The organism is Zhengella sp., from assembly GCF_041397485.1.
In the GTDB taxonomy this organism is placed as follows: domain Bacteria; phylum Pseudomonadota; class Alphaproteobacteria; order Rhizobiales; family Rhizobiaceae; genus Zhengella.
The window spans coordinates 457,994-479,785 of the sequence record NZ_JAWKWO010000003.1; the positions used below are offsets into that span (position 1 = coordinate 457,994).

At 63.5% G+C, this 21,792-nt stretch carries 25 protein-coding genes; 10 read left to right on the top strand and 15 right to left on the bottom strand.

What is annotated here, in order from left to right; translation table 11 throughout:
• Positions 1–3: 3 nt before the first annotated feature.
• Genes R3D65_RS11785 through R3D65_RS11795 form a run of 3 tightly spaced genes read right to left on the bottom strand, consistent with a single transcriptional unit; the run spans position 4 to position 2,712 of the window.
• Entirely contained in the window at positions 4–1,209 is a 1,206-nt protein-coding gene (locus tag R3D65_RS11785) for an ABC transporter substrate-binding protein (RefSeq protein WP_371275412.1), read from the bottom strand.
• Positions 1,210–1,241: 32 nt separating this feature from the next.
• A complete protein-coding gene (locus R3D65_RS11790; protein ID WP_371275413.1) occupies positions 1,242–1,943 on the bottom strand; it encodes an ABC transporter ATP-binding protein in 702 nt (233 codons plus the stop codon).
• 1 nt (position 1,944) lies between these two features.
• A complete protein-coding gene (locus R3D65_RS11795; protein WP_371275414.1) occupies positions 1,945–2,712 on the bottom strand; it encodes an ABC transporter ATP-binding protein in 768 nt (255 codons plus the stop codon).
• A gap of 144 nt (positions 2,713–2,856) precedes the next feature.
• On the opposite strand from R3D65_RS11795, the gene R3D65_RS11800 reads away from it, so the two are divergent.
• From R3D65_RS11800 to R3D65_RS11810, 3 genes are all read left to right on the top strand, one after another.
• Positions 2,857–3,771: a LysR substrate-binding domain-containing protein gene (locus R3D65_RS11800; RefSeq protein ID WP_371275415.1), complete on the top strand. Its 915-nt coding sequence runs from the start codon at positions 2,857–2,859 to the stop codon at positions 3,769–3,771.
• 369 nt (positions 3,772–4,140) lie between these two features.
• Positions 4,141–5,022, top strand: a complete 882-nt coding sequence (dusA, locus tag R3D65_RS11805; protein ID WP_371275416.1) for a tRNA dihydrouridine(20/20a) synthase DusA — start codon at positions 4,141–4,143, stop codon at positions 5,020–5,022.
• A 111-nt stretch (positions 5,023–5,133) separates the two neighbouring features.
• Positions 5,134–5,958: a sulfite exporter TauE/SafE family protein gene (locus tag R3D65_RS11810; protein ID WP_371275417.1), complete on the top strand. Its 825-nt coding sequence runs from the start codon at positions 5,134–5,136 to the stop codon at positions 5,956–5,958.
• A 9-nt stretch (positions 5,959–5,967) separates the two neighbouring features.
• On the opposite strand, the gene R3D65_RS11815 is transcribed toward R3D65_RS11810, so the two are convergent.
• Together R3D65_RS11815 and R3D65_RS11820 are read right to left on the bottom strand one after the other, a co-directional pair.
• Positions 5,968–6,669 (bottom strand): TIGR02281 family clan AA aspartic protease, encoded by a 702-nt coding sequence (locus R3D65_RS11815; RefSeq protein ID WP_371275418.1) that lies wholly within the window; start codon positions 6,667–6,669, stop codon positions 5,968–5,970.
• Positions 6,666–6,890: a DUF1289 domain-containing protein gene (locus R3D65_RS11820; protein ID WP_371275419.1), complete on the bottom strand. Its 225-nt coding sequence runs from the start codon at positions 6,888–6,890 to the stop codon at positions 6,666–6,668. Before R3D65_RS11820 ends, R3D65_RS11815 begins: the two co-directional genes overlap by 4 nt.
• A 182-nt stretch (positions 6,891–7,072) precedes the next feature.
• On the opposite strand from R3D65_RS11820, the gene R3D65_RS11825 reads away from it, so the two are divergent.
• Positions 7,073–8,074, top strand: a complete 1,002-nt coding sequence (locus R3D65_RS11825; protein ID WP_371275420.1) for a nicotinate-nucleotide--dimethylbenzimidazole phosphoribosyltransferase — start codon at positions 7,073–7,075, stop codon at positions 8,072–8,074.
• A 24-nt stretch (positions 8,075–8,098) separates the two neighbouring features.
• Here R3D65_RS11825 and R3D65_RS11830 read toward each other — a convergent pair whose 3' ends face one another.
• A complete protein-coding gene (locus R3D65_RS11830) occupies positions 8,099–9,619 on the bottom strand; it encodes a sensor histidine kinase (protein ID WP_371275421.1) in 1,521 nt (506 codons plus the stop codon).
• A 71-nt stretch (positions 9,620–9,690) separates the two neighbouring features.
• Here R3D65_RS11830 and R3D65_RS11835 point away from each other — a divergent pair, with 71 nt between their 5' ends.
• From R3D65_RS11835 to R3D65_RS11850, 4 genes are all read left to right on the top strand, one after another.
• Positions 9,691–10,317, top strand: coding sequence for a thermonuclease family protein (locus R3D65_RS11835; RefSeq protein ID WP_371275422.1), 627 nt, complete (start codon positions 9,691–9,693; stop codon positions 10,315–10,317).
• 35 nt (positions 10,318–10,352) lie between these two features.
• Entirely contained in the window at positions 10,353–10,964 is a 612-nt protein-coding gene (locus R3D65_RS11840) for a glutathione S-transferase (protein ID WP_371275423.1), read from the top strand.
• 4 nt (positions 10,965–10,968) lie between these two features.
• On the top strand, positions 10,969–11,613 hold the full coding sequence (locus tag R3D65_RS11845) for a uracil-DNA glycosylase family protein (protein WP_371275424.1): 645 nt from the start codon (positions 10,969–10,971) through the stop codon (positions 11,611–11,613).
• 129 nt (positions 11,614–11,742) lie between these two features.
• The gene (locus tag R3D65_RS11850; protein WP_371275425.1) at positions 11,743–12,216 is read left to right on the top strand and encodes an Lrp/AsnC family transcriptional regulator; all 474 of its coding nucleotides are present in this window, start codon (positions 11,743–11,745) and stop codon (positions 12,214–12,216) included.
• Between the two features lie 24 nt (positions 12,217–12,240).
• Here the strand turns inward: R3D65_RS11850 and R3D65_RS11855 are convergent, their stop codons facing one another.
• Complete coding sequence (locus tag R3D65_RS11855; protein ID WP_371275426.1) at positions 12,241–13,503, bottom strand: c-type cytochrome; 1,263 nt, start codon at positions 13,501–13,503, stop codon at positions 12,241–12,243.
• Positions 13,504–13,507: 4 nt separating this feature from the next.
• Complete coding sequence (locus R3D65_RS11860; RefSeq protein WP_371275427.1) at positions 13,508–15,172, bottom strand: PQQ-dependent dehydrogenase, methanol/ethanol family; 1,665 nt, start codon at positions 15,170–15,172, stop codon at positions 13,508–13,510.
• A gap of 211 nt (positions 15,173–15,383) precedes the next feature.
• Here R3D65_RS11860 and R3D65_RS11865 point away from each other — a divergent pair, with 211 nt between their 5' ends.
• Positions 15,384–15,845 (top strand): DUF302 domain-containing protein, encoded by a 462-nt coding sequence (locus R3D65_RS11865; RefSeq protein ID WP_371275428.1) that lies wholly within the window; start codon positions 15,384–15,386, stop codon positions 15,843–15,845.
• Between the two features lie 10 nt (positions 15,846–15,855).
• Here the strand turns inward: R3D65_RS11865 and R3D65_RS11870 are convergent, their stop codons facing one another.
• A complete protein-coding gene (locus R3D65_RS11870) occupies positions 15,856–16,440 on the bottom strand; it encodes a DUF3299 domain-containing protein (RefSeq protein ID WP_371275429.1) in 585 nt (194 codons plus the stop codon).
• Positions 16,437–17,165: a DNA alkylation repair protein gene (locus R3D65_RS11875; protein WP_371275430.1), complete on the bottom strand. Its 729-nt coding sequence runs from the start codon at positions 17,163–17,165 to the stop codon at positions 16,437–16,439. Before R3D65_RS11875 ends, R3D65_RS11870 begins: the two co-directional genes overlap by 4 nt.
• Positions 17,166–17,373: 208 nt before the next feature.
• On the opposite strand from R3D65_RS11875, the gene R3D65_RS11880 reads away from it, so the two are divergent.
• Positions 17,374–17,742 (top strand): YbaN family protein, encoded by a 369-nt coding sequence (locus R3D65_RS11880; protein WP_371275431.1) that lies wholly within the window; start codon positions 17,374–17,376, stop codon positions 17,740–17,742.
• Between the two features lie 3 nt (positions 17,743–17,745).
• Here R3D65_RS11880 and R3D65_RS11885 read toward each other — a convergent pair whose 3' ends face one another.
• The 5 genes from R3D65_RS11885 to mobB form a co-directional block, all read right to left on the bottom strand.
• Positions 17,746–18,657, bottom strand: coding sequence for an NAD(P)-dependent oxidoreductase (locus R3D65_RS11885; RefSeq protein ID WP_371275574.1), 912 nt, complete (start codon positions 18,655–18,657; stop codon positions 17,746–17,748).
• Between the two features lie 72 nt (positions 18,658–18,729).
• Positions 18,730–19,551 carry an ABC transporter permease gene (locus tag R3D65_RS11890; protein ID WP_371275432.1) on the bottom strand — a complete coding sequence of 274 codons (822 nt, stop codon included), beginning with the start codon at positions 19,549–19,551 and terminating at the stop codon, positions 18,730–18,732.
• Entirely contained in the window at positions 19,548–20,258 is a 711-nt protein-coding gene (locus R3D65_RS11895) for an ABC transporter permease (RefSeq protein ID WP_371275433.1), read from the bottom strand. The genes R3D65_RS11890 and R3D65_RS11895 overlap by 4 nt, the downstream gene beginning before the upstream one ends.
• A gap of 76 nt (positions 20,259–20,334) precedes the next feature.
• A complete protein-coding gene (locus R3D65_RS11900; protein WP_371275434.1) occupies positions 20,335–21,120 on the bottom strand; it encodes an ABC transporter substrate-binding protein in 786 nt (261 codons plus the stop codon).
• A gap of 146 nt (positions 21,121–21,266) precedes the next feature.
• On the bottom strand, positions 21,267–21,791 hold the full coding sequence (gene mobB / locus R3D65_RS11905; RefSeq protein WP_371275435.1) for a molybdopterin-guanine dinucleotide biosynthesis protein B: 525 nt from the start codon (positions 21,789–21,791) through the stop codon (positions 21,267–21,269).
• Between the last annotated feature and the right edge of the window lies 1 nt (position 21,792).

Consider the following 21,792-nt stretch of genomic DNA (forward strand, 5'->3'; position numbering starts at 1 on the left):
ACCTCAGTCGATCGTGCTCAGGAACCTGGAATACGCTTCCGCGTCCGAGGGCAGGTCCTGGACGAACACCCAATTGCCGTCCTGCCACTGGAAGGCGCCGTTGGACGTGTAGGCCTGGCCGTTGACGTCGAACATCTTTCCATCGACCGGAAGATACTGCATGACCACTTCCTCCGGCACCGGCAGTTCGCGCAGGGCCGCCGCAACTGCCGCCGTGTCCTCGACCGTGCCGGCCGCTTCGAGGGCGTGTTTCAGAGCATAGGTCTGGTCATAGGCATAGGGCGAGCTCGGAGAGGGCGCGATCCCGTATTTCGCGGTGTAGTTGGCATGATACGCCTTGCCGTTCTCACTGGCCGACAGGAGCGTGAGTTCGGTCGGACGAAGGTCCCAGACGCCTTCCATCTGCTCGGAGGTCGCAACGCGCAGGAACTGCTCCTCGCTCCCGCTGGTGAAACCGTAGCGCGGCACGTCGATGCCCAGTTCGGTTGCCTGGCGATAGATGAAGGCGGCCGGTTCGACATAGCCGACGACGAGGATTGCATCCGGGTTCAGTTCGCGGATCTTGGTGAGCTGCGGGGTCATGTCGCGATCCTTCAGACCGAAGGATTCACGGGTGACGATCTCACCGCCCGCCTTGTTCAGTTCCTTTTCGAAAGCATCGACATAGCTGGCATAGAAGCCCACATCGAGCGCGCCGAGAACAGCGACCTTCTTGTGACCCTTCTGGGCCACGAAGGTTCCTGCCGCAGCCCCGGTGTAGTCGGCTGGCGGGCGGGTGCGCACCAGGTTCGAAATTTCCCGCGTGGTGATCGACCGTTCGGCAGCATTTCCGACCAGCATCACCGCATCCTCGTTCGCGATGAACGAGGCAACGGCACCGGTTGCGCCGGAGCAGCAAAAGCCGAGGATGAACTTGACGCCATCCCGGTCGATGAGCTTGCGGACCGCGTTGGTCGCCTCGGTGGGATTGGCCTTGTCGTCATAGGCGATGACATTGAGCTTGTAGGTGTCCTCGCCCACCTTGATGCCGCCCTTGGCATTGATTTCCTCAGCCGCCATGTTCACCGCGTTGGCCTGTGGCAGGCCATAGACCGCCGCGCCGCCGGTCAGCGCATCGGACACGCCGATATCCAGTGTCTTCTCGGCCGCCAGCGCGGCCGGGCCGGCAAGCATCATTGCCGCCGTCAAGAACGAAACTCCGAGCTTCATTGCACTTCCTCCCTTCAGGTATTCGTGAACCTTCAGTGGCCAAGGTAGGCCTTGACCACCTCCGGATGCGATTGCAGCTCCTCCCCGGTGCCGCTGAGAACGATCTCTCCTGCCTCGAACAGATAGGCCCGGTCGGCAAGGCGAAGGGCCATGAGCGAGTTCTGTTCCACCAGAAGAATGGTCATTCCCATCTCCTTGATCCGCTGGATGGTGGCGGCCACCTCGGCCACGATCTTCGGCGCCAGCCCGAGCGACGGCTCGTCGAAGATGCACAGTTTCGGACGGGCCATCAGCGCGCGCGCAATGGCGAGCATTTCCTGCTCGCCACCAGACAGGGTGCCCGCCGCCTGGTGGGCGCGTTCGCGGAGGATCGGGAACATGCCCATCATCCGCTCCAGGTCCGCGTCCTGTTCTTCATCGTTGCGTGTGTAGGCGCCCATGCGCAGGTTTTTCAACGTGCTCATCTGCGGGAAGACCTGCCGGCCTTCCGGGCACATGGTGATGCCGGCCTTCACCACGGCATGACCGCTGAGATTGGTGATATCGCGTCCTTCGAAGGTCACCGTGCCGCCGCTTGCGGGAACCAGCCCGCAAATGGCCTTGAGGGTCGAGGACTTTCCCGCACCGTTGGCGCCGATCAGCGCCACACATTCCCCTTCGTTGACATCCAGGCTGATGCCGTGAATGACCTCGATCGGGCCGTAGCTGACTTTCAGGTTCCGGATGTTCAGCATCTCAGACAGCCTCGCCCAGATAGGCATCGATGACGGCCTGGTTGTTCCGGATTTCCGATGGCGTGCCCTCGGCGATCTTGGAGCCGAAGTTCAACACGACGATCCTGTCGCAAACCTCCATGATCAATGCCATGTGGTGTTCAATTACCAGCACGGAGGTACCCCGGTCGCGGATCGCCTTGATCATGCTGGAAAGCAATTGCCTTTCGCTCGAAACAAGGCCTGCGGCCGGTTCATCGAGGAGGAGTATCTTCGGCTCCGCGGCCAGCGCGGTCGCGATCATCAGGAAGCGCTGCTGGGCGGACGAGATCGTGCCTACGGCCTGCCCGGCAACTGCGTCCAGACCGGTCAGTTCCAGAATGTCGCCAACGCGTGCATCAAGCGCCTCGGTTTCCTCCAGATGGCGTCCCATGCGGAAAATGGAGGATGCCGGGTGCGATCTCAGCGTGACCGATCCACCCAGGGCGACCTGTTCGCGCACGGTGAATTCGGGAAACGTGCTTGCCGTCTGGAACGTGCGCGCCAGACCCATCGACACGCGTTCATATTCGGGCAGGCCCTGCACATGCGCGCCGCCCAGCATGATCGTGCCCGACGTTGCCGGAAACACGCCGGCAAGGGCGTTCACGGTTGTCGACTTGCCTGACCCGTTCGGCCCGATGAGCCCCAGGATTTCCCCGGACGCGACCGAGAAGGACAGGTTGCGGATGGCATGCACGCCTCCGAACGACTTGCACAATTGGTCCACTTCGAGAACCGCGACCGTCATGTTTCCTCCCTCCCGCATTGTCATGCGGACGAGAAGAGGCTAGCGGCTCGCACTGTGCGGGAAAAATTCAAAGATTCTTGGGCTATTTCGAAAAATTCGATAATGTAACAAAGGCAGCAGTCATGGGGGAGCTTTTCGGGTTCGATGGAGATTGTTCGGAATATCTATTCGATTCAGGTGTTTATGGTTGTTTTTGATGCCGGAAACGTCACCCGTGCCGCTCAATTGCTCAATATCAGCCAGAGCTCTGTCAGCTATCACATAAAAAAATTGGAAGAGGATCTGGCGGTCGCCCTTTTCCGGCGCACCGCAAGCGGACTTCAGCCGACCGAGCAGGGGACGCAACTGGCCCGGCATGTCGAGCGCGGACTCGGCGCCATCCGGACAGGCCTCGACCGGATCGCCCATGCACCCGCTTCTGTCCGGATCGCCCTGCTGCCCATGTTTGCAAGCCGCTGGCTTTCTTCGCGTCTGGGCCATCTCCTTGAAACCAATCCCGACATGAACCTGTCAATCCAGAATCACAACAACAGCTACGTGCGGATGAACAATCCCGAACGCTTTGCCGATCTTGGCATCCAGTGGGGGCGCGGCAATTGGGGCAATTTTCATGTCACCCGCCTGTGGGAAGAAAAACTGGTTGTCCTTTGCAGTCCGGCCTATCTGAAATCCCACCCCATCCGTCAACCGTCCGATATCCTTGGCTGTACGCTGCTGCATGTGGACGACACGCGGATGTGGGAAGAGTGGCTGTCGGGGAACAATCTGGCGCTTGAACCGAAGCAATCACAGATGATGCTTGAGGATCGCCATTTTCAGTTGAGCTCCACGATCAACGGGATCGGCGTATCCCTGTTTGCATCCTGGCTGGTCCGTGACGAGCTTGAAAAAGGTATTCTTATCAACCCGTTCGAACAGGCTTTCGATACGTCCTTTGCCTATCATCTCGTCGTTCCCAAGACGGTGGAACCCACGATGACTGCACAGAGGTTTCATGCCTGGATCTGCAATCAGAGCGATGTACCAGGAGCAACAATAGGAGAGCCTGTCTATCCTTGAAGAAGGACGAGCAGGGACTTCAATCAATATCACCGCTTCGTTGTTGGCCCTTGAGCTTTGCGACTGCGACCATCGCGCAGATCGGCCTTGACTGGATTTCTATGCACAAAACGTGCACAGAGAAGGATCGAATTGCTGGGTAAGAGGGCGAAAAAAGCGCACATTTGTGTGCACGTTCTCCCTCCAATCCATCAAGCAAGAAGGAAAATCGTTGCAATACCAAGGGCATATGTTTGCCATTGCGCCGATGATGGATTGGACGGTTAGAGCGCAATTTGTGTCATAAAATCAAAGCTTAATCCATTCTGCTCTTGTACCAAGTACCAATTATTTTTGGGGAGAGGGCGATGTGCGTAGCCGTTTACGGAAATGGTGGCCGATGCCGCCATACATGGACCGCGCGCGCGCCTGCTGGGCTTTGACGTGGCGGAGCATCCGGTCGCGGTGCAGCTCGGTGGCTCGGACCCGGACAAGCTGGCCGAGGCGGCACGCATTTGCGAGGGCTTCGGCTATGACGAGATCAACCTGAATGTCGGCTGTCCCTCCGACCGGGTGCAATCGGGCACGTTCGGTGCCTGCCTGATGCTGACGCCGGATGTCGTGGCGCGAAGCGTCGCGGCCATGAAGGCGGCGGTCTCCATTCCCGTCACGGTGAAGTGCCGGATCGGCGTGGACGACCAGAATCCGGAAGAGGCGCTCGACCGGCTTGCCGGATTCGTACACGGCGAGGGCGCCGATGCGTTGTGGGTGCATGCCCGGAAGGCCTGGCTCAAGGGTTTGAGCCCGAAGGAAAACAGGGACATCCCGCCGCTTGACCATGACCGGGTTCACCGGCTCAAGGCGCGCTATCCCGGCTGGTTCATCGGCATCAATGGCGGAATCGTTTCACTGGACATGGCGCGCGACGAACTGGACCATGTCGACGGCGTGATGCTGGGGCGCGCGGCCTATCAGCAGCCGGACATCCTTTGGGGCGCCGACGCCCTGCTGGACGGAGCGGCGTCCCGCGCGCCGGACTATCCGGGACTCATCGACGCCATGGCGGAGTATTGCGCGGCCCATATCGCCGGCGGCGGGCGGCTCGGCCATGTCACGCGGCACATGGTGGGCCTGTTTCACGGCATGCCGGGTTCCCGGCGCTGGCGCCAGATCCTGTCGACAGAGGCGGTGAAGCCCGGCGCCGGGCCGGAGGTGCTGCGCGAGGCCTTCGCGGCAGTGGACTGGCAGGGCGCCTGCTTGCCGGCAGCCTAGAGTTTGCGACCGGAGCGAACCGGCCCGCTCCGGTCGCAAACCGCGCCAATACTTTACATGTTCACGGGAACGGGCTAGCGGACACGCCATGTCCGGCGTGGAGGGGAAACCATGGGCGACTTGCCATTGATGGAACTGCTGTCCTTCGCGGCAGCCGGAATCGCGGTTGGCCTGGTGGCGGGTATCCTGGCCGGCGTGTTCGGCATTGGCGGCGGCGCGGTCATGGTGCCGGTATTCTACCAGGCCCTTGGCGCCATTGGCGTGGACGAGAGCGTGCGCATGCACATCGCAGTCGGCACGTCGCTCGCCATCATCGTGCCGACGTCGCTGCGTTCCTTCCAGGCGCATTACCGGCGCAATGCCGTCGACACGGCGCTGCTGAAGAGCTTCCTCATTCCGGTGCCGGCCGGCGTCGTGCTGGCATCGCTCGTGGCGGCGGCGATTTCCAGTGCCGGGCTTCGCGCGATTTTCGGCTGCATCGCCATTGTCGTTGCGCTCCGGCTGCTGCTCAACCGCGAGCATTGGCGGATCGGCTCCGAGATCCCCGGAAATCCGGTGCGCGCGATTGTCGGGCTCGTCCTGGGCTTCCTGTCCACGCTGATGGGCATTGGCGGCGGCGTGCTGAACAACACGTTCATGACGGTGTTCGGCCGGCCGATGCATCAGGCGGTCGCTACGTCATCGGGCGTGGGCGTGCTGATCTCCATTCCCGGTGTCCTGGGTTATGTATGGGCAGGCTGGGGCGACCCGAACCTTCCGCTCGGCTCCACCGGTTTCGTCAACTGGATCGCGGTTGCCTGCATCATACCGGTGACGATGCTGGCCGCGCCGCTGGGCGTTCGCGTGGCCCATGCGGTGAGCAAGCGGCAGCTTGAAATCGCCTTCGGCATCTTCCTGCTGATCGTTGCGGCGCGGTTCTTCTTCAGCCTGACATGAGGGGCGCGCTCAATCGCGCAGGATGAGCCGGTCGCGGCGGATGTCCAGCCCGTCCAGCGTGTTGAGGTAGTTCATGCCCAGCAGGCTCTGCCCGAGACCGGAACTGCGGGCGACAAGAACGGGCAGCGATTGGCGGCGTATCGTGCCGATTTCGATCTCGTCGATGCGGGCGCGGGCCGCCTCGGTGCGGCCGTTGGCGGTCTGGATCGGCATGGTATAGGCGAGCGCACCGACATCGATGCCCACGGCCGCCGCGTCACGCTCGGTCAGGACGGTGCTGGTGGCGCCCGTGTCGACGAGCAGGCGCAGGGGGTGGCCGTTGACACGGGCGTCGACCTCGAAATGGCCGGAATCGGACCGCATGACCATGATGGCGTGGCCGTCCTCGCCCGTCATCGCGATGGGACTGCCCGGCACCAGCCCGCCGGTGATGCGGCTTGCCACGTCCTGCATTTCAAAGCGGTATTGATAGCCGGCGACCAGGACCAGAAGGAGGGCAAGCCAGATGGCGATGCTTCGCGTCACATTCGAAAAACGCCCTGCCGAACGCACGGCCACGGCCCCGATGACGGCGCCCAGCAGCCCGAGATAGACGAGCCGGGCGAAACGATCATTGTCGAGGCCGAATACCGCGCCGCTTTCGCCTGTCAGAAGCAGCCATGCCAGGGCCGCGCCAATGATGGCGATCAGTATCCAGAAGAAGCGGCTCATGACGGCGACGTGCGCTGTCTTGCCATGCGTGTGCGCCGGGTATCGCGGCGCGGCTTGCGCTCAACTGTCGACAGCCGTTCGGGCAGCGCGGCCATGATCGTTTCGCGCTCGGTGTCGGTGTAGAACATCCAGTTCATGATCTCGCCCGTGGTCCGGCCGCAGCCGAAGCAATAGCCGGATTTCTGGTCGATGGAGCAGACGAGGATGCAGGGTGAGAGCATGACGGTCCTGGCGTGTTGCCGCCGGCTGTGGCACGGCTTGTTCCGCGCGCGCGACGCGATGTTCATGGGATTATGATGGGTTTGCCGATCATCTTTTGCAAGGCGGCCGTGGGCGGGATTTTGCGCAATGGCAAAAATGCTCTATGTGCGCTGCAAAACAATCGCATCCGGAGCACTGCCCCATGGCCGAGCCTACGCCCTTCGACGATTTCCGTTCCCTGATCGCCAATCTGCCGAATCCCGACCGGGACGCGCTGGCCCAGGCGGGAGAGACCCGCAAGGCAATGCTGGCCGGCGACCGGCTTGGACGCATCGGTTCCATCGCGCAGTGGTTTGCCGGCTGGCGTGGCAATGCCCGGCAACCCGTGATGAAGCCGCTGACCGCCATCTTTGCCGGCAATCACGGCCATGTCGCGGCCGCGCGCGGGCCCTGGTCACTGGAGGAAACGAAGCGGCGCGTCGACCTGTGCGCCTCCGGCACGGCCATGGTGAACCAGGTCTGCGAGGCACAGAATCTCAGCCTCAAGATCCTCGATCTGGCGCTGGATCATCCGACCGGCGACATCACCGTGGAGGCGGCACTGGAGGAACGCCAGTGTGCCGCAACCATGGCTTTCGGCATGGAAGCCATCATGGGCGGTGTGGACCTGCTGGCGCTGGGCGATATCGGCGCGGGGAACGGTGCTGTCGCTGGCGCGCTGATGGCGGCGGCGTTCGGGGGCGAACCCGGCATGTGGGCAGGGGATGTCTCGACGGCGGAAGGCCAGGCGCGCCGCGCGGTCATCGAGGCCGCCCTTGCCACCCATGGCGATGCGCTGGCGGACCCGCTGGAGGCGTTGCGCCGTGTCGGCGGGCGCGAATTCGCCGCCATGGCCGGGGCGATCCTGGCGGCGCGCATGGAGCGTATTCCGGTGGTGCTGGGCGGATACGCGCCCCTGGCGGCGGCGATCCTGTGGAAAGCCAATCCGCTGGCCACGGGGCATTGCGTGCTGGCCGACCTGTCGGGCGAACCCGGCGAGGCGGAGGCTGCAAGGCGGCTCGGGTTGAAACCTCTGCTCGATTTCGGAATCGCAATGGGCGAAGGGGCCTCGGCAGCGCTTGGCGCGGGGCTCGTTCGCACGGCGCTGGCCTGCCAGACGGGCATGGCGGCGAAACGGGAAACAGAAACCGGCGCCAGGCACTGACGCGGCGACGGCCCGGACAAGACTTCAGGCCGCGCCAACCTCGCCGGCCGTGCGCTCCGGTTCATTGTCCTGCAACTGAACCCGTTTGGCCGGAAAGGTTGCGATCACTTCGGTGCCGATGCGCAGCTTGGACCGCAGTTCGAACCTGCCCTCATGCATCTTCATGATGGCCTGGACGATGGGCAGGCCCAGGCCCGTGCCCTGTTCCGCGCTCTTGATGGCGATGGAGCCCTGGCCGAAAGCGGACAGGACGACCGGGATTTCGTCCTCGGGAATGCCGGGGCCGTTGTCGATCACTGCCATGTACTGACCGCCCGAGCGGGTCCAGCCGGCGCGAATGGTGATCTCGCCGCCCTGCGGGGTGAATTTCACCGCGTTGGACAGCAGGTTGAGGGCGACCTGGCGCACGGAGCGTTCATCGGCCAGAACGAAGGGCAGGGCGGCCTGGTACTGCTTGACGATGCGGATGTCCTTGCCGCGGATCCTGATGTCGAGCATGTGCGCGCAGTCGTCGAGAATCTCGACCAGCGAGACCGGTTCCTCGTTGACCTGGTAGCGGCCGGCCTCGATGCGCGACAGGTCGAGGATTTCGTTGATGAGATCCAGCAGGTGTTTTCCCGATCCGTGAATGTCGCGGGCATATTCCTTGTAGGTCTCGTTACGCAACGGCCCGAGCATCTCGCCGGCCATCACCTCGGAAAAACCGAGAATGGCGTTGAGGGGAGTTCGCAATTCATGGCTCATGGAGGCCAGAAAGCGCGACTTGGCAAGATTGGCCTCCTCGGCGCGCCGCCGCGCCTCGTCCGAAATCGCGTTGGCGGTTTCCAGTTCGGCGATCAACGCGTCCTTTTCCGACCGGAAGGACAGCGTCATGACCGCGGATGCATGCAGATGGCGCGCGATATAGGCGAAGAATGGCAGCGCGGCGACGAGCATCGCGGCCATGGCTGCACGCGCCGGATCGAAATCGATGGCGGTCAGGTAGGCATTGAGCGCGACGGGCGCGGTGAAGGATGCCGTAAGCGCCCCGTTCAGGGCCCAGGCGATGACCGCTGTCGCGGCGATGGCCAGCAACAGAAGGACAGCGCGCATGATGGCGGCCTGGTCCGGGCCGCAGGTCTCGCAGGGGATGAAGACGAAGCCCGCCCATCCCAGGCCGGCGACGGCGTGGACGAAAAGAAAGCGGCGGGTCACGGTGGGAACGTGAATCTGGTCTTCCGGCGTTGCGCGTACCTTTCGGGCCGTCTCGATGACCGCGCCGTAGAGCAGGACAGACATCGCGCCCCAGACGATCATCATCAGGCCGATGCCGAGCGCCAGGCCCGCCAGAGTCATGATGCCGATCAGGATGGGAAAGGCACATGCGCTGGCCATGACCGAGCTGGCATGCATCTTGAGAAGCGCGCGGTCGAAATTCAGGTTGCCGGGCCGCGTGGACAGCTTTTCACGAGTCGAGCGAATGGCACGCGCCACCTCCGAATTGCGGTGCGTCTTGCGCTTGTCTAGAACGTTCTTGTCGGCAATGTCTGAGAATGCGACGGACATGACCTGTTCGCGGGACCTTCACGAGCGATGAAACACGGCTCAAACTAGAAGCGAATGGTTAACGGACCCTGATGAAGCGCAGCCATTCGTTGAACAGGACGTCCCGGCTACACCGCGTTTTTCGCCGCATCATGGATATCGCGCTGGCGCTTGTGCTGCTGGGGCTGGTGGCGCTGGTCGCCGCAGGCGCACAAAAGACCGCGAGCCTGGAAGTGCGGGGCGCGGCCAGGGTTGTCGATGGCGACACATTGCGCGTCGCTGGCGAGCGGATCCGGTTGCGCGGCATCGATGCGCCGGAACTGGATCAGATCTGTCGGAAAGACGGTGCGGCCTATGCCTGCGGCAAGACCGCGCGCGCCGCGCTCGGGCGTCTGATCGATGGTCAGGACGTGCGGTGCGGCGGCTGGGAGCGGGACCGTTATCGCCGTCTTCTCGCCGTCTGCCATGCCGGCGGTACCGAGATCAACGCGGCCATGGTCTCGGCCGGATGGGCCGTCGCCTATGGCGCATATGCGAGCCAGGAAACGGATGCCCGCCTGGCGGGGCGGGGGCTTTGGGCGGGCGCGTTCGAGCGGCCGCAAGCGTGGCGCGTGAGCCGGGGCCAGGCCGGCGGTCGGCCGCATGACCTGCTGTCGGCCGCTGTCCACTGGCTTGGGCAAATCCTGTTTGACCGGGGTGCGCCTACGCTGCAAGAATGATGAATCATAACAATCGGCTTTCCGGGAGGATTGAAATGAAGCTTTATGACGGCGGCAAGGCGCCCAACCCGCGCCGCGTGCGCATTTTTCTGGCCGAGAAGGGCGTGGATGTGCCGCTGGAGCCGGTGGACATGGGGGCGCTCGGCCACAAGTCCGACGCGGTGACCAAGCGCAATCCGTTGCAGCGCCTGCCGGTGCTGGAACTGGGCGACGGCACCTGCATCTCGGAATCGGTCGCCATCTGCCGTTACTTCGAGGCGCTCTATCCGCAGCCAAACCTGATGGGCAAGACGCCGCTGGACGTGGCGATCATCGAGATGTGGGAGCGGCGCTGCGAGCATCATTTCCTGGCGCCCGTGGCGCAGGCCTTTCGCCATACGCATCCGGCCATGGCCACATGGGAAGTGCCACAGGTGGCTGAATGGGGCGAGGCCAACCGGCCCAAGGCGCTGGATTTCATCCGTCTTCTCGACAGCGAGCTGGCAGGCCGCGACTTCATTGCCGGCGACCACTATTCCATCGCCGACATCACGGCGACGGTCGCCACCGACTTCATGAAGCCGGCGCGCATCGCCATCCCCGACGACGTGCCGAATTTCACCCGCTGGTACGAGGCGATGAAGGCGCGGCCGAGCTACGGCGCCTGATCGCATGGCCTCCGGCACCCGACACGCGCCGGAGGCTGTTGCCGCGCGCATCCGTTCCTGCCGGATCTGCGTGGAATGCCCCAGCGGTGCGCCCATGGTGCATGAGCCACGGCCGGTCGTCGTGGCCTCCGCGACGGCGCGGCTGCTGATCGCCGGCCAGGCGCCCGGCACGCGCGTTCACGCCAGCGGCGCGCCGTTCACCGATCCGTCCGGCGACCGGCTGCGCGACTGGATGGGTATCGGGCGCGACATCTTCTATGATCCCGCCCGCGTCGCCATCGCGCCCATGGGCTTCTGCTTCCCCGGCCTTGATGCGAAGGGCGGCGACCTGCCGCCGAGAAAGGAATGCGCGCCGGCGTGGCGGCATGAACTGATGGCCTCCATGGGACAGGTGGAACTGGTGCTTGCCATCGGTTTGTATGCCCAGAAATGGCATCTGGGCCCATTGCGCCGCGAGAACCTGACCGAGACCGTGCGTGACTGGCGGCGCATCCTCGATGAGACATCGCGGCGGACAGACGGGCCGGCTGTCCTGCCGATGCCGCATCCCTCCTGGCGCAACACGGCCTGGCTGAAACGCAATCCATGGTTCGAGAGAGACCTGTTGCCGGAGCTCAGGGCCGAAGTGGCAAGGCTGACCGGCGCATGACCGCCAGACCATTGCTGATCGCCGATCATGGAAAAAAATTCCAATCGGATGCCGCAATTCAGCTTCTGTTGCCTTGAAGGCGCGTTGAAACAGGCGCATTCAGAGAAAAATTTCACGGAGCCTGTTGTCATGGACCGCCTTGACCGGAAAATCCTGCGCCTCATGCAGGAAGATGCCACGCTGGCTGTAGCCGATATCGCGAAGAAGGTCGGCCTGTCGACGACACCGTGCTGGCGGCGCATCCAGAAGCTGGAAGAGGACGGAGTAATCCGCAAGCGGGTGGCCATCCTGGCGCCGGAAAAGGTGAATGCGCGGGTGACGGTCTTCGTCTCCATCCGCACCAATTCCCATTCCAACGAATGGCTGCGGCGATTTTCCGAGGTGATCGCGGAGTTTCCGGAAGTGGTCGAGTTCTACCGCATGAGCGGGGATGTCGATTACCTGCTGCGTGTCGTCGTGCCGGACATCGCCGCCTATGACGGCTTCTACAAGCGGCTGATCTCGAAGATCGAAATCCGCGACGTGTCGTCCTCCTTCGCGATGGAGCAGATCAAGTACACGACCGAGCTTCCGCTGGACTATCTGGTACTCGACAAGGAATGAGGGCGGCCGGGTCCGTTCGCCTGCTCAGCGCATGGTGAAAAGATCGCGCGTGGTCAGAGGCGGGGCAATGAGGGGATCGCGCGGGGGTGCCCAGGTAACGCCTTCACCGGCCGCTATGGCCTCGACCTCCCCGCTTTCCAGCATGGTGGCCAGCGCTGCATCGAGATGGGCTCCCAGGGCCGCATCGGACTTGCGGTAGGCAATGCCCATGTTGAAGCCGATCGGGTGGCGGTAGCCGGTCAGTTCCAACCGCGTGATGCGGTTCTGGACACGGTGGCTGTCATAGGCCCCGGTATCGGTCAGCGTGGCATCGAACATGCCCTGTTCCATGCGCCAGAGGAATTGCGGACCGGGCGGCAGCATGACCGATTGCGTCCTGATCGCGGCCGGCAACTGGGTGGTCAGGATGACGCCGCCCAGCGTTCCCTGCTGGACGCCGACGGTGAGGCCTTCCAGGTCGGACAAGCGCGCGATCCGTCTGCCCCCGGCCTTCGGGCTGACGACGATTGCCAGTTCGGCGCGGCGATAGGGGCGGGTGGCCGCAATCGGTTCAAGGTCCACCTGCATGGCCTGCGTCCAGTATTGCGGCATGGTGTCCCAGCGCGGCGGCGCGGCGCGTTGCGATGGCGGCTCGCCGATATTGGATTCGTAGAGCGGATGGTCCGGTACGATGTCGCAGATGCGATGCGACAGGAGGGCGTAGGTCTCGCGAACGGGATCGGATTCCTCCTCCGGTTCGCTTTCGAACCAGACGACATCGAGCCCAAGCCCCAGGCGACTGGCCAGGGCTTGCGCCAGGACATAGTCCAGACCGGCACCGCCCTGGTGACGGCGGCGGGAAAGCGCACCCCCATTGGACGGAAGGCAGGCTGTGAGCCTGCCTTCCTTGATTGTTCCGAGGGAGGCTTCCTTGTCATCCTTCCCGGGTGTTTCAGGTGCCGCGGCCCTTGCCGGCGGCGGTTCCTTGCCGCCGCGCGTGACGATGTAGAGCCAGAGATTTTCCACCTCCTCGGGCAGCAGAATGTCGCCCCAGGCCGGCATGTTGCCTTTGCCCCTGGTCACCGAGGTGACGAAGCGGTCCTTCTGGTCCCGCGGGAACTTGCGCAGGTCGAAGGAGGATGCGCCGGAATTGACCATGTTGATGCCATGGCAATGGGAGCAGAACTGCTTGTAGAGCGAGGTGCCCTTTGAAACGTCCGGAATGGTGTTGGCACCATCGGATGCGAGGACGGCAACCGGCGCTGCAAGCAGCGCCAGAAGCCAGAATGCAAATGCGACAAGCTTCATCCGGTCATTCACCCATCAGCCTGAAGGTCCAGATGGAGCCGCCGGCCGGAACGCTGGCCAGCCGCTCGTCCCCGGAGAACAGGGCGTAGACGGCGCCGACACCGGAGGCGACGGTGATGTATTGCGCACCATCCATCTCCCAGGTCACAGGCTGGCCGACGATGCCGGAGCCAGTCTGGAACTGCCAGAGCTTCTCGCCGCTCTCGGCGTTGAATGCCTCGAACTCGCCGGTCATCTGGCCGGTGAAAACCAGTCCGCCGCCGGTGGAGAGCACGCCGGCCATGCGCGGGATGGCTGTGCCGTCCTTCCACTTCGTTTCGCCGGTCATCGGATCGATGGCACGCAGATAGCCGCGGTCGCCATCGGGCCAGGCCCAGGAGAAGTCGGCGCCGAAATAGAACACGCCGGCGCGGTATTGCGGCTCCACCGCCTTGTAGTTCATGCCGATATTGAGCGTGTTGGCGAAAGCGGTCTGCATGTCCGGATTGTAGGACATGGGCGACCAGTTCTTGCCGCCGAAGGCAGACGGCCAGTATTGCACCTGCTCGCCGGAGCGGGCCTTTGCCGCGACTTCCGTCTCCACCGGCTTGCCGGTTTCAAGGTCGATGCTGTCAGCCCAGTCGACGCGGTCGATGAACTTGTTGGCGGCGACGAGTTTGCCGTTGGTCCGGTCGATGACGTAGAAGAAGCCGTTGCGGTTGGCCTGCATCACGACCTTCTTGCCGTCCATGTCGGCCATGACGAGTTCGTTCGTGCCGTCATAGTCGAACGGATCGTTGGGCGTGAACTGGTAGTGCCACTTGATCTCCCCGGTCTTCGGGTCGAGCGCCAGCATGGAGCCGGTATAGAGATTGTCGCCCGGGCGGACGCCGGCGTTCCACGGACCCGCATTGCCGACACCCCAATAGACCGTGTTGAGATCCGGATCATAGGTGCCGGTCAGCCAGGCGGGGCCGCCGCCATTCTTCCAGGCGTCGCTGTCGGACGGCCAGGTTTCGGAACCTGGCTGGCCGGGCTCGGGAACCGTGTAGGTGCGCCACAGGCGCTCGCCCGAATTCGGATCGTAGCCCTCGATATAGCCGCGGATGCCATATTCACCGCCGGACACGCCGACGATGACCACGCCATCGGCCACCAGCGGGGCGACCGTCATGGAATAGCCGGTCTTGAAGTCGATGGAATTGGTGGACCACACTTCCTCGCCCGTCCTGGCGTCGAGCGCCACGACATTGGCATTCAGCGTGGTGCGGAAAAGCTTGCCCTCATAGATGGCAGCGCCACGGTTGACGATGCCGCAGCAGGCCACGCGCGGCGTCTCAGCGGGGTATTCCACCATCGTCTTCCAGATCTGCTTGCCCGTGCGCGCATCGATGGCGGCCGTGGCATTGTGCGAGGTCACATACATGACCCCGTCCAGGACGAGAGGAAAGGTTTCCTGGCCCCGCGAATCGTTGAGCGAATAGTTCCAGACCGGAACGAGGCGCTTGACGGTGTCACGATTGATCTGGTCGAGCGGCGAATAGCGCTGCTGGCCGTGACCCATGCCGTAGGTCAGGATGTCGCCCGGCGTCGAGGCGTCCATCTTCAAATCCTCGGCCGATTGGGCCAGCGCGCCCGTGCATATGAAAACCGATAACGCGGCGCTTGCCGCAAGGGTCTTGAAGTCCATGATTTCCTCCCTCAGGTCCGGACCAATGAAATATAATGCACCTCTTGGAGTGCTTAGGCAGTATTATTCATTGGATTCGACCTTCGTTCAATGCGCTCGGCGGAAATTGTACGAAAGTGCAAGACGAAATGCCGCACCCTGTTGACCGGGCGGATCGCATATTCAATGAATGCTATGTTTGACCCATGCCCCAGACGCAGGGAGGAGTGCCATGAAAAAGTTCGTGATTGCAGCCGGCATCGGCCTTTTGGCCAGCCAGGCCGGAGCGGCCCTGGCCGCCGGCGAAGACGTTTTCACCGTCACCACGCAGAATGCCTTTGCCGATACCGCGCAAGCGGTGAACGATGCCATCGTCAACCGTGGCTTCAAGATCGACTATCACGGTTTCATTGGCGACATGCTGAAGCGCACCGCTGGCGACGTGGGCGCCAGCAAGGCGCTCTACAACGATGCCGAGTTTTTCACCTTCTGCTCTGCCGTTGTCTCGCGCCAGGTGATGGAGGCCGATATCGGCGACATCGCCTACTGTCCCTATGTGGTTTTCGTCTATGAAACGGCTGACAATCCGGGACACGTCGTGGTGGGGCATCGCAAGCTGCCCGAAGGCGCGGGCCGCGACCAGGTGAACACGCTGCTCAACGAGATCGCCGAGGAAGCTGCCGAGGGTTTTTGACAAAAGGGGCCTAGCGTGGCGCCGGCGTCAGGAACTTCCAGGGTGAGCGTGCGGCCGGCGGCGCCTGCCTGATGGCGGCGCTGCCGATGCTGATCGTGGCGGCGGAGATGACGAAGCCGGATTCCACACGCATGACTCCGTCGAGCACGAAGAGTTGTGAAATCTCGTGGCGTGCACGCAACAAGCCGGTCACTGTCACCGGCTCGTAGATCTGCGCCAGGGTGAAGGGCGTCTGCGGAACCACGAGAATGATCTGGTCCGGCGGTGGCGCGGGCATGTGGCTGCAGGCACCGGCCCAGGGCACCAGCAGGAAGCTGTAGACCTGGTCGCCCTCCTGCTCCAGCGGAAGCACGAAGCCCTGGAAATCAGCCGTCCGGCCGGCTTGTGCCGCATAGCCTCGGCCGGGGCGTTGCAGATCGAGGACAGGAATGACGGGCCGGGCGTCGTTCGTGGCCTGCGGCGGGATGAGCGCTGGCGGCGCGGCCCCGGCGGAACCGGGTGCAAAGGCCAAAAGCGCGATGGGAAGCAGGCACGCGCACATTTTCGGGGCGGGAGAAACGGGCGCCAGAGGCGGCATGGCGGGCAGGCTTGTCATGCGGTCTGCCTCCGCGCGGCCTGGCGCTCCTGGCGGGCCTGAAGCCGCGCCAGCGTCTTTTCACCGGTGAGTTCCCGGACCGCATCGCGGCCGATCCAGCGGGCGGTCGGGTCTTCGCTTGCGGCGAGGCGTTTGGCCATTGCCAGGGCAGGGCCATGGCATGCAAGCGAGCGTTTGCCGATCTGGCGCAGCGCCCAGTTGACGGCCTTTCTGACGTAGTTGCGGGGATCCGTGGCATGACGCTCGATGAGTGGCAGCCAGGCGATGAAGGTTTCGTCCGGCTCCTTCTTTCGGTGAACGCATGCCCAGACCAGCGTGGCGAAAGCGGCGCGGCGGACGAATTCGCGCTCGTCGTCGGCGAATTCCGCCACCAGATCCGGCCAGAAATCCGTTTCGGCAAAGAGCGCGGCGGTGCCGTCCACGATTTCCCAACTGTCGAAATCCGCTGCCCAGCTTTCTGCTTCTTCCCGCGTGAGCTTCTTCCTGTCAGCGGTGAAGGCGGCAAGCAGGCGCGCTTCGCGCCAGCCCGTCGCCCAGAGGTCCATCGCGCGGCCGTGGTCGCGCCCGATCTGCCGCGCCAATGGCCGCAAGAGCGCATTGGAGACGCCGAATGCACGGTCGGCACGGATACCGTAGCGGGCCATGCCTGCCTTGTTTACCGGCGATTCCAGGGCCGAGAGATGGCCTATGATGGCGTCAACGGTCGCCGATTTTCCAAGAGCCATGGCACCTCTGCCCCTTTCGCCGCAGCCGGCCGGACAGCGGCAGTGGCTTGCAGCCTGATTCTGTCCAATTCGCGCGGCGGCGTCAAACGGTCGAGGCTGCGACTTGCTGTCCGGATACAAGCCCCGGCCTTGTGCTGCCGTCAGCCGGTCCTATCTTGGTTGCGGAAAGCACCCGGCAATCTGCTTGGAAGGGGTGCGGAGACAGGACATGCGCCCGATCTGGTTCACCGCAGGCCTTCTGTCGCTTGTGCTTGGCATTGCCGGCATAGCGTTGCCGCTGCTGCCGACAACGCCGTTCCTGATCCTGGCCGCGTTCCTGTTCTCGCGATCCTCGCCGCGTTTCGAGGCCTGGCTGGTCGATCATCGGACGTTCGGGCCGGCAATCCGCGACTGGCGCGACAACCGGGCCATTTCGACACGCGCGAAAAAGGCCGCCACGGTGGCCATCGCGGCGGCCTTTGCGCTGTCGGTCGTCATGGCCCTGCCAAGCTGGGTGCTGGCCGTCCAGGCCATCACCCTTTCCGGCGTGCTCGCCTTCATCTGGACGCGCAACTCGCCGGTGGCGGATGAGGCGTGAAGCCTATTTCCTTTCCAGCCGGGCCAGCAGGCTGGAGGTATCCCAGCGGCCACCGCCCATGGTCTGCACATCCTTGTAGAACTGGTCCACAAGCGCGGTGACGGGCAGGGAGGCGCCATTGGCATTGCCTTCTTCCAGCACGATGCCGAGATCCTTGCGCATCCAGTCGACCGCGAAGCCGAAATCGTAACTGCCCTGGTTCATCGTCTTGTGACGGTTTTCCATCTGCCATGAGCCGGCGGCGCCCTTGGAAATCACGTCTATGACGTTTTCCACGTCAAGCCCGGCCTTTTTCGCGAAATGAATGCCTTCGGCCAATCCCTGGACAAGGCCGGCAATGCAGATCTGGTTGACCATCTTGGTCAACTGGCCGGCGCCGGCGGGGCCCATGAGACCGTCCATGCGGGCAAAGGCCTCGATCACAGGCTTCGCGCGGGCGAAGGTTTCCGCGTCGCCGCCGCACATGACCGTGAGGACCCCGTTTTCCGCGCCGGCCTGCCCGCCGGAGACCGGGGCGTCGATGAAGCCGAAACCGCGCCCGGCGGCCGCTGCGGCCAGCTCGCGCGCCACATGGGCGGAGGCGGTGGTGTTGTCGATGAAGACCGCGCCCGGTTTCATGGCCGAGAACGCGCCGTTTTCGCCCGTGGTCACCGAGCGCAGGTCGTCGTCATTGCCGACACAGGCGAAGACGAAATCGCAATCCCTTGCCGCATCCGCCGGTGTCGGTGCATGGGTGCCACCGAATTCGGCGACCCACTTTTCCGCCTTGGCGGCAGTGCGGTTGTAGACGGTGACGTCGTGGCCGCCCTTGGTCTTCAGGTGGCCCGCCATGGGATAGCCCATGACGCCAAGGCCGATGAACGCAACTTTTGCCATGGTTCGTCTTTCCTCCGGATGCGAGTGCTGAAGCGCGATGCGCGCGGCTGCGCCCTGTTTAGCGCACAGAGTCCGCTGCTGGAAGCAGGGCCTTGAAAACAAACCCGCTTTTCATCGCTTCAGGTGCCGTGTCAGCCGCTTCTCGATAAGGTCCCAGAGGTTGCGAAGCGTCTCGACGATCGCAAGATAGATGACGGCGGCCCACAGGTAGGTCTGAAAATCGAACGTGCGCGAGAAAGCGCGGCGGGTCTCGCCCATCAGGTCGTATACGGTGATGATGGCAACGATGGCCGAGCCCTTGATCATCAGGATGATCTCATTGCCATAGGGGCGCAGCGCGACGATGAGCGCCTGCGGCAGGATGATGCGCAGGAAGGTGTACCAGCGCCGCAGGCCCAAGGCATCGGCTCCCTCCCACTGGCCTTTCGGCACGGACTGGATGGCACCGCGCAGGATTTCCGCCTGATAGGCCGCCGTGTTCAGCGTGAAGGCAAGGAAGGCGCAGTTCCAGGCGTCGCGAAAGAAGCCCCACAAGCCGATGGCGCGCAATTCCGCGGAGAACTGGCCAATGCCGTAATAGACAAGGAAGGCCTGGGCGAGCAGAGGGGTGCCACGGAAGAAATAGACATAGGCATAGGCGACGCCGTTGATGAACGGATTGCGCGACAGGCGCGCCAACGCCACCGGCACGGAAAACAGGGCGCCGGCGACCAGCGACAGGCCGACAAGGGCAATCGTCGTCTTCAGGCCGGACCAGTAGCGCGGGCCGTATTTCTCGACGAGATCGATGTCCCAGGCATTGTAGAGATAGATCAGGAAACCGATGCCTGCCACGGCCCACAAGCCGACGAGCAGCCAGCCAATCATGCGGGTTCGCGTCCATTGTCGTGGCGGGGCAGCAGGGCGCAGGCGGGTTTCCGTGGCGAGGGTCATCGGGCCGTTCCCCTTTCGGAGCGCCGCTCGATGGCCGAGATGCCGATCGAGGAGATCATGGCCAGCGCCAGATAGAGAAGGCAGGCAATGCCATAGAAAAGGAAGGCTTCCTTGGAGACGCGGGCGGCGATGCCGGTCTGGCGCAGGATGTCGGACAGGCCGATGACCGACACGAGCGCGGTATCCTTCAGCAGGACCAGCCAGAGGTTTGCCAGTCCGGGCAGGGCGATGCGGATCAGTTGCGGCAGCACGACAAGCCGCATCGTCTGGGCCCACGAGAGGCCCACGGCATAGCCGCCCTCATACTGGCCCTGCGGAATGGCGCGAAAGGCGGAAAGAAACACTTCCGAGGCATAGGACGAGAACACGACGCCCAGCGCGAACATGCCGGCCACGAAGGAATTGACTTCCACTCCTTCGGCGAAACCGAGCGCCTTGACCGCTTCCGACAGGCCGATCTGGACGCCGAAATAGACCAGAAAAAGCGTCAGCAGTTCGGGCAGGCCGCGAAAGATGGTGGTGTAGATGTTGGCTGCCAGCCGCAGGCTTGGCTCTTCCGCCTGCTTGGCGAGCGCGATGAAAAAGCCGAGCAGCAGGCCGAAGGGCAATGTCGCCAGCGCAAGGCTGACTGTCACCACCACACCGGCGGCGATCTCGTCTGCCCAGCCCTGCGACCCCCAGGAGAGGAGTGTGGCGGCATTGTCCATGATCAGGCGGCCCCCCTGAAAAGGCCGCGGCGCTGCAAAGGCGCGCCGCAGCCGATTATCGTCCGGTCAAGGCCGATCAGCCGCCATAGGCGTCGAAATCGAAATACTTGTCGTTGATTTCCTTGTAGGTGCCATTGGCGCGAATGGCCTCGATGGCCTTGTTGAACTTCTCGGCCAGTTCCGTTTCGCCCTTGCGGATGGCAATGCCCGCGCCCTCGCCGTGAATGGCCGGATCGGGCGTGATGGTGCCGACGACCTTGCAGCAGTCGCCTTCCGGCGTGCCGAGGAACTCCTTGAGCACGATGATGTCGTCATTGACGGCATCGAGGCGGCCGTTGACCAGATCGAGCTTGTACTCGTCGGCGGTCGGATAGAGCTTGACGTCGGAATCCGTGTAGGTGGCCTCGGCATAGTTGGAATGGGTGGTCGAACCCTGCACGCCGATCACCTTGCCGGCGAGATCCTCCTTGGTCACGCCCTGGATATCGGTGTCCTTCGGCGCGACGATGGCGGGCGGCGTGTTGTAATACTTGTTGGTGAAGTCGACCTTTTCCTTGCGCTCGTCGGTGATCGACATGGAGGCGATGATGGCGTCGAACTTGCCTGCCTGGAGGGCGGGAATAATGCCGTCCCAGTCCTGGGTGACGAATTCGCAGTCGGCATTCATCTCGGCGCAGAGCGCCTTGGCGATGTCGATGTCGAAGCCGGTCAGCGTGCCGTCGGCTTCAAGATTGTTGAAGGGCGGGTAAGCGCCCTCGGTGCCGATCTTCAGCTTCATCTGGTCCTGGGCATGGGCGCCCCCCATGACAAGGGCGATGGCCGCTGTGGCGAGACCCAGCTTGAGACGGTTGGAAAACGACATGTTGTACCTCTCTGGCGGTTGTTTTCTCGGCAGCCCGGACGGGCGCCTGGGCCGCGCCTGCAAACGGGCGCGTTGAATGCGATAGTGATCCGGTTTGACGCGCAATTGCAACCGCGTTTTTGAACAGATGGTCAGGAAAAGCGGCTTCAGGGCGATTTACGCGGGGGCATGTGCAGCCCGGTCCGTTGTGCGATAAACGCGATGATTGCATCGATGTCGTCGAGGGCGAAGACGGGCAGGGCGGTTTCGACCGGGTGGTCGGCCGCAATGGCGGCGACGTTCGGGACATGACCTGCCAGAGGGCGCCGGTCCGGCTGGCCGAGACGGCGCAGCTCGATCTTCTCGTGCGGTGCCGACTTGTAGCCCTCCACGAGCACCAGGTCGCAGGCCGGCAGGCGCGCCAGCACGCCGGGGAGGTCCGGCTCTTGCCCGGCCATCGCCTCGGCGTCCAGCATCCAGCCGCCCGGCCAGACGAGCGCCGTGGCCATGGCGCCGGCACGGGCATGGCGGGCGCTGTCGGTTTCGGGCCCGCCGGCCATTGCCGCATGGTGGCTGTGCTTGACCGTGGCCACCCGGACACCCCTCAGCGTGAAACCGGCGACAAGCCGCTCGGTCAGCGTCGTCTTGCCGGCGTTCTTCCAACCGGCAATTCCGAAGACGGGCGCGGTCATG

Excerpts from the sequence above, each read along its gene's own strand:
- R3D65_RS11870 (WP_371275429.1), bottom strand. The coding sequence starts at position 16,440 with ATGACAAGCCTGCCCGCCATGCCGCCTCTGGCGCCCGTTTCTCCCGCC.
- R3D65_RS11810 (WP_371275417.1), top strand. The coding sequence starts at position 5,134 with ATGGGCGACTTGCCATTGATGGAACTGCTGTCCTTCGCGGCAGCCGGA.
- R3D65_RS11890 (WP_371275432.1), bottom strand. The coding sequence starts at position 19,551 with ATGACCCTCGCCACGGAAACCCGCCTGCGCCCTGCTGCCCCGCCACGA.
- R3D65_RS11795 (WP_371275414.1), bottom strand. The coding sequence starts at position 2,712 with ATGACGGTCGCGGTTCTCGAAGTGGACCAATTGTGCAAGTCGTTCGGA.
- R3D65_RS11785 (WP_371275412.1), bottom strand. The coding sequence starts at position 1,209 with ATGAAGCTCGGAGTTTCGTTCTTGACGGCGGCAATGATGCTTGCCGGC.
- R3D65_RS11900 (WP_371275434.1), bottom strand. The coding sequence starts at position 21,120 with ATGTCGTTTTCCAACCGTCTCAAGCTGGGTCTCGCCACAGCGGCCATC.
- R3D65_RS11865 (WP_371275428.1), top strand. The coding sequence starts at position 15,384 with ATGAAAAAGTTCGTGATTGCAGCCGGCATCGGCCTTTTGGCCAGCCAG.
- R3D65_RS11835 (WP_371275422.1), top strand. The coding sequence starts at position 9,691 with ATGAAGCGCAGCCATTCGTTGAACAGGACGTCCCGGCTACACCGCGTT.
- R3D65_RS11850 (WP_371275425.1), top strand. The coding sequence starts at position 11,743 with ATGGACCGCCTTGACCGGAAAATCCTGCGCCTCATGCAGGAAGATGCC.
- R3D65_RS11875 (WP_371275430.1), bottom strand. The coding sequence starts at position 17,165 with ATGGCTCTTGGAAAATCGGCGACCGTTGACGCCATCATAGGCCATCTC.
- mobB (WP_371275435.1), bottom strand. The coding sequence starts at position 21,791 with ATGACCGCGCCCGTCTTCGGAATTGCCGGTTGGAAGAACGCCGGCAAG.
- R3D65_RS11820 (WP_371275419.1), bottom strand. The coding sequence starts at position 6,890 with ATGCTCTCACCCTGCATCCTCGTCTGCTCCATCGACCAGAAATCCGGC.
- R3D65_RS11830 (WP_371275421.1), bottom strand. The coding sequence starts at position 9,619 with ATGTCCGTCGCATTCTCAGACATTGCCGACAAGAACGTTCTAGACAAG.
- R3D65_RS11790 (WP_371275413.1), bottom strand. The coding sequence starts at position 1,943 with ATGCTGAACATCCGGAACCTGAAAGTCAGCTACGGCCCGATCGAGGTC.
- R3D65_RS11800 (WP_371275415.1), top strand. The coding sequence starts at position 2,857 with ATGGAGATTGTTCGGAATATCTATTCGATTCAGGTGTTTATGGTTGTT.
- R3D65_RS11880 (WP_371275431.1), top strand. The coding sequence starts at position 17,374 with ATGCGCCCGATCTGGTTCACCGCAGGCCTTCTGTCGCTTGTGCTTGGC.
- R3D65_RS11845 (WP_371275424.1), top strand. The coding sequence starts at position 10,969 with ATGGCCTCCGGCACCCGACACGCGCCGGAGGCTGTTGCCGCGCGCATC.
- dusA (WP_371275416.1), top strand. The coding sequence starts at position 4,141 with ATGGTGGCCGATGCCGCCATACATGGACCGCGCGCGCGCCTGCTGGGC.
- R3D65_RS11815 (WP_371275418.1), bottom strand. The coding sequence starts at position 6,669 with ATGAGCCGCTTCTTCTGGATACTGATCGCCATCATTGGCGCGGCCCTG.
- R3D65_RS11855 (WP_371275426.1), bottom strand. The coding sequence starts at position 13,503 with ATGAAGCTTGTCGCATTTGCATTCTGGCTTCTGGCGCTGCTTGCAGCG.
- R3D65_RS11825 (WP_371275420.1), top strand. The coding sequence starts at position 7,073 with ATGGCCGAGCCTACGCCCTTCGACGATTTCCGTTCCCTGATCGCCAAT.
- R3D65_RS11840 (WP_371275423.1), top strand. The coding sequence starts at position 10,353 with ATGAAGCTTTATGACGGCGGCAAGGCGCCCAACCCGCGCCGCGTGCGC.
- R3D65_RS11895 (WP_371275433.1), bottom strand. The coding sequence starts at position 20,258 with ATGGACAATGCCGCCACACTCCTCTCCTGGGGGTCGCAGGGCTGGGCA.
- R3D65_RS11860 (WP_371275427.1), bottom strand. The coding sequence starts at position 15,172 with ATGGACTTCAAGACCCTTGCGGCAAGCGCCGCGTTATCGGTTTTCATA.